General features: G+C 70.6%; 12 protein-coding genes. 1 reads left to right on the forward strand and 11 read right to left on the reverse strand.

The window, feature by feature from the left end; all coding sequences use genetic code 11:
- Positions 1-67: 67 nt before the first annotated feature.
- The 3 genes from ACRX5S_RS18925 to ACRX5S_RS18935 all read right to left on the reverse strand — a co-directional run bounded on the left by ACRX5S_RS18925 (position 68) and on the right by ACRX5S_RS18935 (position 2,834).
- Positions 68-1,504, reverse strand: coding sequence for a PLP-dependent aminotransferase family protein (locus tag ACRX5S_RS18925; RefSeq protein WP_436774157.1), 1,437 nt, complete (start codon positions 1,502-1,504; stop codon positions 68-70).
- A 164-nt stretch (positions 1,505-1,668) separates the two neighbouring features.
- Positions 1,669-1,881, reverse strand: a complete 213-nt coding sequence (locus ACRX5S_RS18930) for a hypothetical protein (protein ID WP_436774158.1) — start codon at positions 1,879-1,881, stop codon at positions 1,669-1,671.
- A 197-nt stretch (positions 1,882-2,078) separates the two neighbouring features.
- On the reverse strand, positions 2,079-2,834 hold the full coding sequence (locus ACRX5S_RS18935) for a DUF4232 domain-containing protein (RefSeq protein ID WP_436774159.1): 756 nt from the start codon (positions 2,832-2,834) through the stop codon (positions 2,079-2,081).
- Between the two features lie 357 nt (positions 2,835-3,191).
- On the opposite strand from ACRX5S_RS18935, the gene ACRX5S_RS18940 reads away from it, so the two are divergent.
- Positions 3,192-3,788 (forward strand): hypothetical protein, encoded by a 597-nt coding sequence (locus tag ACRX5S_RS18940; RefSeq protein ID WP_436774160.1) that lies wholly within the window; start codon positions 3,192-3,194, stop codon positions 3,786-3,788.
- A gap of 58 nt (positions 3,789-3,846) precedes the next feature.
- Here the strand turns inward: ACRX5S_RS18940 and iolD are convergent, their stop codons facing one another.
- The 8 genes from iolD to ACRX5S_RS18980 all read right to left on the reverse strand — a co-directional run.
- Positions 3,847-5,724, reverse strand: a complete 1,878-nt coding sequence (iolD, locus tag ACRX5S_RS18945; RefSeq protein WP_436774161.1) for a 3D-(3,5/4)-trihydroxycyclohexane-1,2-dione acylhydrolase (decyclizing) — start codon at positions 5,722-5,724, stop codon at positions 3,847-3,849.
- Entirely contained in the window at positions 5,721-6,590 is an 870-nt protein-coding gene (iolB, locus tag ACRX5S_RS18950; protein WP_436774162.1) for a 5-deoxy-glucuronate isomerase, read from the reverse strand. The genes iolD and iolB overlap by 4 nt, the downstream gene beginning before the upstream one ends.
- On the reverse strand, positions 6,587-7,486 hold the full coding sequence (locus ACRX5S_RS18955; protein WP_436774163.1) for a Cgl0159 family (beta/alpha)8-fold protein: 900 nt from the start codon (positions 7,484-7,486) through the stop codon (positions 6,587-6,589). The genes iolB and ACRX5S_RS18955 overlap by 4 nt, the downstream gene beginning before the upstream one ends.
- The gene (gene iolC / locus ACRX5S_RS18960) at positions 7,483-8,766 is read right to left on the reverse strand and encodes a 5-dehydro-2-deoxygluconokinase (protein ID WP_436774164.1); all 1,284 of its coding nucleotides are present in this window, start codon (positions 8,764-8,766) and stop codon (positions 7,483-7,485) included. The genes ACRX5S_RS18955 and iolC overlap by 4 nt, the downstream gene beginning before the upstream one ends.
- A 53-nt stretch (positions 8,767-8,819) precedes the next feature.
- The gene (locus ACRX5S_RS18965; RefSeq protein ID WP_436774165.1) at positions 8,820-9,671 is read right to left on the reverse strand and encodes a 6-phosphogluconolactonase; all 852 of its coding nucleotides are present in this window, start codon (positions 9,669-9,671) and stop codon (positions 8,820-8,822) included.
- A 4-nt stretch (positions 9,672-9,675) separates the two neighbouring features.
- Positions 9,676-10,506: a carbohydrate ABC transporter permease gene (locus tag ACRX5S_RS18970; protein WP_436774166.1), complete on the reverse strand. Its 831-nt coding sequence runs from the start codon at positions 10,504-10,506 to the stop codon at positions 9,676-9,678.
- A 3-nt stretch (positions 10,507-10,509) separates the two neighbouring features.
- Positions 10,510-11,523, reverse strand: a complete 1,014-nt coding sequence (locus ACRX5S_RS18975) for a carbohydrate ABC transporter permease (RefSeq protein ID WP_436774167.1) — start codon at positions 11,521-11,523, stop codon at positions 10,510-10,512.
- Positions 11,520-12,767: ABC transporter substrate-binding protein (locus tag ACRX5S_RS18980; protein WP_436774168.1), on the reverse strand; the 1,248-nt coding region annotated here is incomplete at its 5' end. The genes ACRX5S_RS18975 and ACRX5S_RS18980, both read right to left, overlap by 4 nt.

A 12,767-nucleotide genomic window follows, 5' to 3' on the forward strand; every position in this document is an offset into this window, starting at 1 on the left:
CATGGAACAACCAACGTCCCCACAAGCGTGGGCAGGACGAACACTCCAGCTTGTTCGGGCTCATCAGTCATTTCCGCGGTGGCAATACCGCGCACAACGCGTCGAGGGCGGCCTTGTAACGGTGTTCGGGTGGAGTGGCGTATCCGACGACCAAGCCATCCTCGTGCGGCTGCGGGCTCTCCGGGTGGCGGAACGACGCTAGGCCGTCCAGGGCGATACCCCGCCGAGTGGCCCTCGCAACCGTCTGTGCCTCGGTACCCGGCGGGAGGCGCAGCACGGCATGTAGTCCGGCCGCGATGCCCGTGACCGTGACGTGGGGCGCACGTTCGGCCAGTGCTGCGACCAACTGCGCGCGGCGCGACCGGTAGCGCCTGCGCATGCGCCGCACGTGTGTGTCGTACTGCCCTGACTCGATGAAGTCCGCGAGCGCCAACTGATCCCCCACCCCCGCCCAAGCCTCGCGGAGGCCCTTCGCCGCGAGTACGTCGTCCACCATCCGCGGCGGCAGCACCATCCACCCCAAACGGATCGCCGGCGACAGGCTCTTGCTGACCGACCCCATGTACACGACATGCTCGGGGTCCAACCCCTGTACCGCGCCCACCGGTTCGCGGTCGTAGCGGAATTCGCCGTCGTAGTCGTCCTCCAGCACCACTCCCCCACGCGTACGCGCCCAGTCCACCGCCGTCCCACGCCGGGCCGAGTGCAGCGGTCCGCCGACCGGGAACTGATGGGCGGGCGTGAGCAGTACGGAACGCGCCCCGTGTCGCGAGGTGGTCGCCGGATGCGCCACCAACAAGTCGGTACGTGTGCCGCGTTCGTCGAGGCCGAGTGCGACCGTCCGCACACCCGCCGCCGTCAAGATCTCGCGGTGGAACGCCAGGCCGTACGCCTCGACGGCAAGCGGCCCCGCCAACACTCCGCCCCCGAAGATCAGTCGCAGCCCGTGCGCGAACCCCGAGCAAATGACGATGTGTTCGGGTGCCGTCCGCACACCCCGCACGCGCGCCAAATAGCCCGCGAGCGCCCGCCGCAGCTCCACTCGCCCCTGCGGATCACCCGGTCCGAACGCCTCCGACGGCGCCGCACCAATCCCGTGCCGCATCGCGGCCACCCATGCCGTACGCGGGAACGACGCCCCGTCCGGCTGCCCCTGACGCAGGTTGTGCGCGACGCCGGCCCGCCCACTCGCCGGCTTCGTCGCCGACGGCGGCCGTACGGCGGCCACTCGCTCCGCGACACGCGTCCCGGACCCCTGACGGGCCGTCAGCCACCCCTCGGCGACGAGCTCCGCATATGCATCGGCCGCCGTATTGCGCGCGACTCCGAGGTCGATGGCAAGCGCGCGGTACGGCGGCAAACGAGTCCCGGCGGTCAACCGTCCCGAACGCACGGCCTCCCGCAACGCCGCCGCAAGCGCCGCGCGCCGAGGCCCGGTCGGCGCCAACTCCAGGTAGAGATCGGCCCCGCCATCCTCCCCAGAATTGACCCGCTCTGCTGCCATGGATCTGCGCCCTTCACCCAGTCGATTCGGCCAGGCTAACGCGCAGGGAGATGGGAGCGAGCAGGCCGCAATCGTGCCCAGTCAGACCAGCACAGACAGGGTGCGCCGAGTGCATCCAGGGTCGGTATCGGATCCCAATACACCTTCACGATCGAGGCCGCGCCCTATCGCCCGCTGACGAGCCTGTCGCGGGCCGGGGGTACCTGGTCGGCCGTCTCCTCTGCCGGGCCCATGCGGCGCTCGATCGCGTCCAGCACCTGGGCGACCGGCACCCGTACGGCGTCGTCCGCCGCCGCCGCCTCCGCCCGCCGCAGCCAGTCGGCCAGCACCAGCGCCTCGTCACCGGTCAGCACGATAGTGATCCGTTCCGCACCCATCCCGGCAGGTTAACCCCACAGCCGATCGAGACCGACGAGGCCGGGGCCCGGAAAACCACTCCTGTGAACGTGAAGTCACCATCCGCTCCGATCCTCGCCGGGGTTCGTCAAGGCCGCCGGACCACCTGGTTCGGACGCGGCGACGGCCCCGCCCGGTAGTGGGGCGAGGCCGTTGTCGGAGTCAGGGGGAGGCTGGGTCAGCCGCCTTGGCCGGCGCTGCCGATGGGGCCGACCTTTACCGGCGTGCCACTGCCGTCGGTGACGGGGAGGGACGCGCCGCCCGGCCACTTGAGGGTCACGGTCTTGGTCTCGTCGGGCGGGGTCACCAGGAGGTCGGTGATGCGGACGCCGGAGCCGCCGGTGTCGTTGATCGGGTAGTTGATGCCGAACGACACCGACTCGCCACGCTTCAGGACGATCGACACGGGCTCCTGCCCGGTGCGCTGGGCCGAGAGCGAACCGGCGTTGGTCTTGAGGTCGACGCCCGCGTAGCCGGCTATCGAGCAGTCCTGGCCCTTGTTCTTGAACGTCACCGCCACGGTGCCTTCGGAGTCGCCGGTGATGGTGGAGTCCAGCGCGCTGATGTCCAGGTTGTCGGTAAGGCACTTGTCGGACTTGCCGCCGTCTGAGCCCGATCCCCCGTTGGAACCGGAGCCCGAGCCGGAACCGCTGCCGCTCGAACCGCTGCCTGTCGAGCCGTTGCCGCTCGTCCCCGCGCCGGAGTTGGAGCCTTGGCCGCCTCCGGATGTCTTGCCGGACGTCTCCGCCCCGCCACTGGTGTTGCCGCCCTGGGCCGGTGCCGCGGGCGGGTTGGCGCCCTGGCTCGCCGCCGGCGGAACGGACGAAGAGCCCTTCGCGTCATCCGAGTCCGAGCCCTGGCACGCCGTCATCAGCATGGCGCCGGCGACGAGGACGGCGGAGACGAGGAAGGCCTTGCGAGGGTTGCCGGACATGAATGACCCCTTGGTATCCAGTGATTGAGACCGAAGTGCGTTTCGGCCGCTCAGTGCGTTCTGGCTTGATCACTATGAACCGGTTGTCGGCCGGTCCGATACGGGCGTCGTCGTTCCACGACAGCGCTGTCGCAGAGCGGTGACATGGTCACATGGAGAAACAGGCCTCACGGTGCACGGGTGTGGATCGGCACCGGCAGTCGGTCTATTTTCCCAGGTCAGAGGTATGGGACCGGGTGGAGCAGACGACGTACGTAAGTCTGCCGCCACGGCTTGCGCCCGCCGTTCTCGGCGGTGCTCCGGTAACAGCCGTCTGCGGTACAGGTGAACGCAAACGGCCGCCGTTAGGCTCGGCCCATGACGGATGGGCACTGTTCGCAGGGAACCGCGGTCACGGAAAAGCCCGTTCGTCTCGCCGCAGCCGAGAGTGCGGTACGCAAGGGCCGTTGGTGTCGCTCCTGCACCGTGGATGACGTGTCGCTCGGCGGATATCTGGTCGCGCATGCGTTGGTCGAGATCCGGGCCACGGCTGAGGCAGCCATGCGGAGCTCGACCGTCGATTCGACTGACGGAACCGAAGCGTTCGATCGCATCCGATTCTTGGCCAACCTGTGCGACAACATGCCGTGCTGCGATTTCGACGTACTCCACATACGCGCCCTGGCGGGACTTACGGCTCGGCGCTGCGCGGAGGCGGACGGGATGCCGGTGAAGTCGCAGTTCGCGCGCATCCTTGGGCTCGCGGAGGGATGCCTTGCCACTCCCTGCCGGCCGGCGCATCCGCAACGCTTTCGGCGCCTTCGGTTCGGTGCGACCGGCCGCGAACAGGCCGGAGGTCAACGTGCGTTGGCGTGGGTCTGGGCGACATCCAGCGCTCAGGCACGCGGCTGGATTTTGGATCGGGTTGCCGACGGCGGGTTGCGGTGGGTGCCACCGTTGGCGGTGTGTCAGTAGCAGAGAGCGGACCATACACACGGGGGCGTGCATGGTCCGCTCACATGTGGGTCTGGGACTAGGGCTTCAGGTACGGGCGTTGGGACGCCTTCTCGCTCTCGTACGTCCCGCGAGCCATCTGGGTGGACGCAAGGGTGGACACCTCGGCCACTGGTACGTCCCACCACGCCTCCGACGACGGCGAGGTGGTCCCCGGGTCTGTCTCGACGTGGACGACTGTGGTGCGATCCGCAGCCAGAGCCGCCGCGAAGGCCGTGCGGAACTCCGAGAGACTTGTCGCGCGCAGGACTTCGGCTCCGAGGCTGGCGGCGTTGGCGGCCAGGTCCACCGGGAGGAGTCCGCCGTCCAGGTGGCCGGAATCGCTGTTTCTGTAGCGGTAGTTGGTCCCGAAGCGCGCGGACCCGAGGGATTCCGACAGAGCGCCGATGGAGGCGTAGCCGTGGTTCTGGACGAGGACGATAACGAGCTTGAGGCCCTCGGCCACCGCGGTCGCGATCTCCTGGGCCATCATCAGGTACGAGCCGTCGCCGACCATCACGACGGCTTCCCGGTCCGGGGCCGCCATCTTGACGCCCAATCCGCCGGCGATCTCGTAGCCCATGCAGGAGAAGCCGTATTCCACGTGGTAACCCAACGGGTCCGCGGGGCGCCACAGTTTGTGGAGGTCGCCGGGGATGGAGCCCGCGGCACAGATGAGCACGTCTCGGTCGCCCATGAGTTGGTTGGCCGCGCCGATTATCTCGCTCTGGCTGGGGAGGGGGCTGTGGGGACGGTCGAAGGACGCCTGTACGACAGCATCCCAGTCGCGGGCGAGCGCGACCGCCCGGGCCCGGTACCCGGACTCCACCTCCCAGAAGGAGAGTTCGCGGTCCAGCGCCTCAATGGCTGCGCGGGCGTCCGCTACCACCGACACACCCGCCTGCTTCGCGGCGTCGAAGGCGGCGATGTTGATGTTGACGAACCGCACGTCAGGATCGGCGAACAGGGTCCGCGACGCCGTCGTGAAGTCCTGCCATCTCGTGCCGATGCCGATGACGACGTCGGCCTCGCGCGCGAGGGTGTTGGCGGCGAAGCTGCCGGTGTGCCCGATGGCTCCGACCAGGGACGGGTGCCCGTGCGGCAGGGACGCCTTCCCGGCCTGGGTGACCGCGACCGGGACACCGGTACGGGCGGCGAAGTCGGCAAGCACGTCACTGGCGTCGGAGTGGATGACACCGCCGCCCGCGACGATGAGCGGTCGGTGGGCACCGCGAATCGCCTGGAGTGCGGCGGCAAGCGACGCCGCATCAGGCGCGGGGCGGCGGATGTGCCAGACGCGCTCGGCGAAGAACTCCTCGGGGAAGTCCCATGCTTCGGCCTGCACGTCCTGCGGCAGAGCGAGCGTGACCGCGCCCGTCTCGGCCTGGTCGGTCAGCACCCGCATGGCCTGGACGGCCGACGACAGAAGCTGCTCCGGCCGCCAGATGCGGTCGAAGAAGCGCGACACCGGGCGGAACGCGTCGTTCACCGATATGTCGGCGGCGTACGGGAGTTCAAGCTCCTGGAGCACCGGCGAGGCGACCCGGGTGGCGAAGATGTCGCCGGGCAGCAGGAGCACCGGGAGCCGGTTGATCGTCGCCAGCGCCGCCCCGGTGACCATGTTGGTGGCGCCGGGTCCGACCGATGCCGTGCAGGCGAGGGTGGACAGGCGGCGCCGAGTGCGGGCGTACGCCACCGCCGCGTGCACCATGGCCTGCTCGTTCCGGGCCTGGTAATACGTCAGTTCGTCCGGCTGCTGCAACAGTGCCTGTCCGACCCCGGCCACGTTGCCGTGTCCGAAGATGCCGAAGCAGCCCTCGATCAAACGCTGTTGGACTCCGTCCCGCTCCGTGTACTGCCGGGACAGGAACGTCACGAGCGCCTGGGCCGTGGTCAGTCGGCGCGTCCCGCGGCTCACCGCACACCTCCCGCATCACACATCGGCACGCGGGGGTCGGTGTCCTGCGTCTCCCACGACGCGCGCACCCAGTGGTGGGCCGGGTCGTCGCAGCAGGCCATCGTGCGCTCCGGGTGCGGCCCTGCCAGCACGTTCAGGTAGTACATCGGGTATCCGGGCGCGGCCATCGACGGGCCGTGGTAGCCACGTGGCACCAACACCGCGTCGCCCTCGCGGACTTCGGCGAGCGCGTCGGCTCCCGAGCCGTACACGCGCTGGTAGCCGAAGCCGTCCTCGCCTCCTATCTCGAAGTAGTAGATCTCTTCGAGGACCGCTTCGCCGTCCCGCGCCTCGTCGTGCTTGTGCGGCGGGTACGACGACCAGTTGCCGTCCGGCGTCAGCACCTCGACCGCTACCAGGCGGTCGCACGGAAAGCCGTCCGGCGACGCGAAGTTGTTCACCTGACGAGTCGCGTTGCCCGCGCCGCGCACCTCGACCGCGACGTCCTCGGCCGGACCGTACGCCGCCGCAAGCCGCCGCTCGCAGCGCGCCGCCGGCAGCGCGAACCGCCCGCCGGCCGCCGACGACACCGTGACCCGGGCGTCGCGCGGGGCGTACGCGAAGTCGGTGACACGCGCGAACACATGGTCACGCCCGTCCAGTTCGAAGACCTCGCCGTCGACGCCGACCACGCAGGAGCCGGACAGCGGCAGCACGATCGTCTCGCTGTCCCCGGTCTCGAACACAACCCGTCCACCGGGCGACAGTTCGAGGACGCGCAGCGAGCTGTACGCCCACCCGGCCGACTCGGGCGTGACCGTCAACCGGAACTCGCCCTCCGCCGCACTGCCCGCACGAAGGTGGAGCCCGTCGCGCTCGCCCGTCATGCCGCGTCGCCCCGTCCCAGCAGCGAGACCGCGGTGTCCACGGCCTCGGCCACGTCGCCGTTCTCCGGGAAGAGCATGGTCCGGCCGATGATCAGGCCGCGCACGTGCTCGATCTCCAGCGCCTTCTGCCAGGACGCGTACATCGCGTCGACGTCGCCGCCGCCCTCGCCGCCCAGCAGCAGCGTCGGCATGGTGGTCGACGCCATCATGCGCTCCATCTCGTCGACGACCGGCACCTTGAGCCACGTGTAGGCGGAGGTGCGTCCCAGCCCGGACGCGATGTTGTTGACCCAGATCTGCGCGTCCGCCGTGAGGATGTTCCGGACCTTGCCGCCGTCCCGCACCGACTTGAACGGCTCGACCAGCGCCAGCAGTTCGCGCTCGGCCAGCTCGTTCACGGCGTTGGCGGTGCCCATGAGCGTCTCGGCCACCCCGGCGTCGGCGGGGTCGACGCGCAGCAGCACCTTGCCGCCGTCGAGACCGCCTTCGGCGATGCCGCGGGCGTCGTACGCGGTGAACCGGTCGTCCAGTTCGAAGCTCGCGCCCGGGATCCCGCCGCGGTTCATCGAGCCGAGGACGAGCTTGCCGTCCAGTGCGCCGAGCAGCATCAGATCCTCGACGATGTCCGGCGTGCCGAGGAAGCCGTCGACGCCGGGACGTGCCAACGCCTCGACGCAGCGCGCCAGAAGCTCGTGCCGGTCGCCCATCGCCGTCGGGTTGCCGCCCGCCGCGACGGCGCCGCGCGCCGGATGGTCGGCGGCGAGGATGAACAGCGGCCGGGCCAACCCCTCGCGCGCGAAACGCGGACGGGCTTGCGCGGTACGGCGGATCGCCCCGGGGTCGGTCAGACGGGTGGAGACCACCGCGGCGATGTCGGGGGCGGGGGTGGTGCTCAACGGGATCCTCCGTTGTCGTGGTGGGTGGCCGGTGCGGCGGTGGCCGCAGTGGCCGGTGCGGTGGGGACGGCGATTGCCGCTGTGTCGGCGGCCGCAGTCGTCGACGCGGCGGGGACGGCTGTTGCCGCTGTGTCGGTGCGCGCAGTGGTCGACGCGGCGGTGACCGCGGTTGCCGACGCAGCGGTCGCCGCTGCGGTCGCCGCACCGGCCGCGCCACCGATCAGCGCGTCCAATTCGCCCGGTGTCGGCATGGCGTCCGCGCAGGAGTGCCGGGATGCGACCAACGCCCCCGCTGCATTGGCCAGTTCGATGGTTCGGGCGAGCGGCAGCCCGGCCACGAGACCGGCGACCAGCGCGCCGCCGAAGGCGTCGCCCGCGCCCAGCCCGTTCACGACCTCGACCGGGATCGGCGGTACGCGTACCTCCTCGCTCGCGGTACGCGCCAGCACGCCGTTCGGCCCCTGCTTCACGACGGCGAGCCGCAGTCCGCGCGCCAGCAGCCGGTCGGCGGCCTCGTCCGGGTCGCGCGTGCCGACCGCGACCTCCACCTCGTCGCGGTTGCCCACGGCGATGGTGGCGTGTTCGAGGGCGCGCGCGTACCAGCCGGGCGCCTCCTCGGGAGCGGACCAGAACATCGGACGCCAGTCCAAGTCGAAGACCGTGTCGCCGTCTTCGACCCGGTCGGCGATCGCCGCGAGCGTGGTGGACCGCGACGGCTCGGCGGACAGTCCGCTCCCGGTGATCCACACGACCCGGGCGGCGTGCAACGCCTCGGCGTCCAGGTCGGGGACGCGCAGCCGCATGTCCGGCGCATCCGGCCGGTAGAAGTACAGCGGGAAGTCGTCCGGCGGGAAGATCTCGCACAGCACGACCGGCGTCTGCCCGCCCGGAACGGTGACCACGAACCGGTCGTCGACCCCGAACCCGCGCAGTTCGCTGCGCACGAACCCGCCGAGCGGATCGTCCCCGACGCCCGTCACCACGGCGGAGCGCAGCCCCTGCCGGGCCGCCGCGACGGCCACGTTGGTCGCGCTGCCGCCGAGGTACTTGGCGAACGACCGGACCTCGGCGAGGCCCACCCCGATCTGCTCGGGGTAGAGGTCGACGCCGACGCGGCCCAGCGTGACCAGGTCGTACGGCCACCCCGATGCGGAAGCCGAGGCAGAAGCCGACGCAGGAGCGGAGACAGAAGCCGAGACGGCAGCCGGGGCAGAAGCAGCAGCCACGGAACCGTCGGCAGAAGGCAGTTCGGCGGCGGAGGCGGAGACGGAAGCGGACATGGAAGTGGAGCCAGAGGCGGAAGCGGAGACAGAACCAGTAGCGCTCACGTCGCTCACGCGAACTCCTCCCCCGCAGCCGCCCGGTCGACGTACAGCCCCGGCTCGCGGCACAGCGCCACGAGCGTGGCCGGCCAGTCCGCCGCATAGGCCGTCGCCGCCGCGAGCCGCCGGACCGCCTCGCGCTTGTGCTCCCCGTGCACGACCATCACCGCGCGCCGCGACTGCCGCACGATCGTCGCGACGCCGACCGTCACGCCGTGGCGCGGCACTTCGTCCAGGGACGCGAAGCCCGGGAACGTGCCCATGTTGTCCTGCCGTGTGCTGTCCGCGAGTTCGACGATCCGGCTGGTGCTGTCCTCGGGCGCACCCGGCGGGTTGAACGCGATGTGGCCGTCGGACGCCCCGGAGGCCAGGATGAACAGGTCGACGCCGCCCGCCTCGGCGAGGCGCACGTCGTACGCCGCCGGATCGGCCGGATGCGGGAACCACACCGACGCGTCCGGGATTCCGCGCCCCGCACCCGCCGCCGCGTTCAGCGGGGCGACGATCTCCTCGGCGGCGAAGCGGTGGCAGCTGTTGTGCGCGGCGTGGTCGACGTCCACGAACTCCGATGAAGCGTCCGAGAGTTCCCCGAGCGCCACGGACGAAGCCGAGCCTCCCCCAACCGGCACCACATACTCGTCCATCATCGCGATCACCACATGCCCGAGATGCAGGCCGCGTTCGCCGACCAGTTCCGCGAGCGCGTCGTACACCGGCTTCGGGCTCCGGCCGCCCGGGCATCCGAGCACGTAGCGCAGTCCGGCGGCGGACGCCTTGGCGATCCCGTCCGCGATCTCCTCCGCGAGGGCCCGGCCGAGTTCGGCGGGTCCGGCGAAGACGCGCGGGCGAAGAGGGGCTTGCATGGTCTTACTCCTTCACGGCGCCCGCGAGCATGCCGCTGATCATGCGGCGCTGGAGGGCGATGTAGCTGACGAGGATCGGCAGGGCGACCAGGACCGCCGCGGCGGCGGTGACTCCGGGGTCGCTGTTGCGCCGGTTGCCCGCGAAGAACGACAGCGCGAGCGGTGCGGTCTGCACATCCGGGTTGTCCGGCACCAGCACGAGCGCCAGCAGGAACTCGTTCCAGGCGAACAGGAACAGCAGGGTGGCGAGCGTGCCGATGGCCGGCAGCGCCATGGGCAGCATGATCGAGCGCAGCACGCGCAGCTTGGACGCGCCGTCCACGGCCGCGGCCTCGCGCAGCGCGGGCGGCGTGGAGACGAAGAACTGCCGCATCCAGAACACCGCGAACGGCAGCGACAGCCCGATCTGCGGCAGGATCAGCGCCCAGTACGTGTTCGTCAGGTGCCAGTCCTTGAGCTGGTAGTACAGCGGGATGACGGTCGCCTCGTACGGCATGACCAGCCCGACCAGGAGCAGCAGCAGGAACAGGCCCTTCAGCGGGAACGGGAAGAACGCGAAGGCGTATCCGGCCAGCACCGCGAGCACGATGGTGCCGACGACGACCGCGACGGCCACCAGCAGGCTGGACGTCAGCGCGTTGGAGAACAGCCCGCGGTCCCACGCCTCGGTGAAGTTGTCGAAGCTGAGCGACTTGGGGATCGTGAATCCGGAGCGCTTGGTGCCGGGTTCGCTGAACGCGAGCATCAGGACGGACAGGAACGGGTACAGCGCGACGATCGCGCAGATCACCAGGATCGCGTGGCCGATGACGGTCTGGCGGCGGGTGGCGTTCACGGGTCAGTCCTCCTTGCCGCGCACGACGCGCATCACGACGGCGGTGACCGCGAGGACCACGAGGGTCAGGCACACGCTGATCGCCGCGGCACCGCCCACATCGCGGGTGATGAACGCGCCCTGGTAGATGAACACGCTGGGGACCGTGGTGGACGTGCCGGGGCCGCCGGCCGTGGTGTTCCACACGAGGTCGAAGTTGCGCAGCGCGTACGTGATGGTGAGGACCAGAGCGATGGCGATCTCGCCGCGCAGCGCGGGCAGGGTCACCGCGAAGAACTCCCTTACGGGGCCGCATCCGTCGATGCGCGCGGCCTCGTACCGCTCGGTCGGGATCTTCTGCACGCCGGCCAGGAACAGGACCATGCACAGGCCGTACATGACCCACGTGCCGATCACCGCGACCGACGGCAGGGCGGTGTCGTAGTCGCCGAGCCAGGCCCGGGTGAGGCCGTCGAGGCCGACCGCGCGCAGAGCCGCGTTGAGCGGTCCGTCGATGTCGTAGATCCAGCGCCACGAGACGGCGACGACGACCGTGGCGAGGATCTGCGGCAGGAAGAGCACGGCACGGAAGAACGTCAGCCCGCGCACCCGGATGCGGGACATCAGGCCCGCGAGGAACAGGCCGAGCGCGACCGGGAGGAAGGCGTACGCGACCACGAAGACCAGCGAGTGGGCCAGCGCCGACGGGATGCGCCCGTCGTGCAGCAGCTCGCGGTAGTTCGCCGCGCCCGCCCAGCGGCCCTCGGTGAGGCCGTCCCAGTGGAACAGCGAGATCCAGGCGGTCTGCCCCAGCGGGCGCAGCACGAACAGGATGTAGAAGGCGGCGGCCGGGAGGAGGTAGAGGAACGCGGGCCAGTACTGCCGCGAGGCCCACGACCGGACCGTGCCGGTACGCGCCGCTCCGCCGCCGTGTCCCGCGTCGCCGCGCGTTCCGAAGGCACGGCGGGTGCCGCGCGCGTCCGGAACAACCGCGGCGGGAGCGGGAGACGAGGACGCCGACGCGGTCGGGGCGGTCACGACGCGTCCTTCGCCGCGGCGGCCTCTTCCCGCTGCTGCTTCTGGAAGGCGGTCCAGTCGTCCTGGAGGCCGCCGACGAAGCCCTCGGGCGAGGTACGCCGGTCGAGGAGGTCCTGCGTCTTGGCGCCGACCGTGTCGTACATCGTGGTCGAGGCCCAGTCGAGGTAGAAGTTCTGGCCGTCGTCGGCGAGGAGTTCGGTGCCGATGCGGTTGACCTGCTCGACGACGGGGCTGGCGGCCTTGACGTCGTCGCCGCCGGTGACCGGGGTGCGGCCGACGTCCGCGATGCTCTGCGCGAACTCGTCGCTCATCAGCAGGTCGAGGAACGCGACGGCGGCCGGGAGCTTGTCGGTCCTGGCGCCGATGTGCCAGCCGAGGCCCATCGAGCCGACCGTGGCCCGGGTGCCGTCCTCGCGGGTGGGGAGCGTGAAGCCGACGCGGCCGTTCATGCTCTCCTGGAGGCTCGGGGCGTTCCACGACCCGGCCACGTAGAAGACGCCCTGGCCTTGGCTGAACTTCGCGGCCGCGTCGTCGGCGCTGATGCCGTTGTAGCCGGGGCCGAAGTAGCCGTCGTGCGCCCAGTCCTGCACGGTACGGGCGGCCTCGGTGCTCCCGGGGTCGGCGACGGTGGTGTCCGGGACGCCCGCGATCCACGAACGCACGTCACGGCTCTCGGTCTTCTGCCCCTGCACGAGGCCGATGACCTGGCTGGCCGGGTACTTCTCGGCGTTGCCGAGCATCAGCGGCTGCTCGCCCGCGGCCTTGGCCTTGTCGAGGGCGGCGGTGAACTCGGCGTACGTCTGCGGCGGCGCGATGCCGAGCCTGGCGAGCTTCTCGGTGTTGTAGAAGACGCCGACGTACTCGGTGACCGGTGATATGCCGTAGAGGCTGCCCGCGCCGAAGATGCTGCCGCCCGCCGACCAGCGCCACTGCTTGAGCGTCCCGTCGGTGATCAGGTTCTCCCAGCCGTACGTCCGCGCGATGTCGTCCATCGGCCGGATCAGGCCGGACTTCACCAGCGGGCCGTCGGTGCCGTAGCCCTGGTTGCCCTGTGCGAGGTCGGGCGCGTTGTCGCCGGACATGGAGTTGACGACGGTCTTCATCAGGTCGTCGAAGCCCTTGGTGGTGACCTCGACCTTGATGTTGGGGTACTTCTTCTCGTACAGCGGCACCGCCGCCTTGAGGGTGTCCTCCTCGCCCGCGTCGGCGAGGACGCGCAGCGTGGTGGGGCCGAGCTCGGCGAC

The sequence above is a fragment of the Yinghuangia sp. YIM S09857 genome (assembly GCF_051388915.1).
Taxonomy (GTDB): domain Bacteria; phylum Actinomycetota; class Actinomycetes; order Streptomycetales; family Streptomycetaceae; genus Yinghuangia.

What these genes read in the sequence shown, in the direction of transcription:
- ACRX5S_RS18925 (WP_436774157.1), bottom strand. Translation starts at nt 1,504, where the DNA reads ATGGCAGCAGAGCGGGTCAATTCTGGGGAGGATGGCGGGGCCGATCTC.
- ACRX5S_RS18940 (WP_436774160.1), top strand. Translation starts at nt 3,192, where the DNA reads ATGACGGATGGGCACTGTTCGCAGGGAACCGCGGTCACGGAAAAGCCC.
- iolB (WP_436774162.1), bottom strand. Translation starts at nt 6,590, where the DNA reads ATGACGGGCGAGCGCGACGGGCTCCACCTTCGTGCGGGCAGTGCGGCG.
- ACRX5S_RS18930 (WP_436774158.1), bottom strand. Translation starts at nt 1,881, where the DNA reads ATGGGTGCGGAACGGATCACTATCGTGCTGACCGGTGACGAGGCGCTG.
- ACRX5S_RS18935 (WP_436774159.1), bottom strand. Translation starts at nt 2,834, where the DNA reads ATGTCCGGCAACCCTCGCAAGGCCTTCCTCGTCTCCGCCGTCCTCGTC.
- iolC (WP_436774164.1), bottom strand. Translation starts at nt 8,766, where the DNA reads ATGTCCGCTTCCGTCTCCGCCTCCGCCGCCGAACTGCCTTCTGCCGAC.
- ACRX5S_RS18965 (WP_436774165.1), bottom strand. Translation starts at nt 9,671, where the DNA reads ATGCAAGCCCCTCTTCGCCCGCGCGTCTTCGCCGGACCCGCCGAACTC.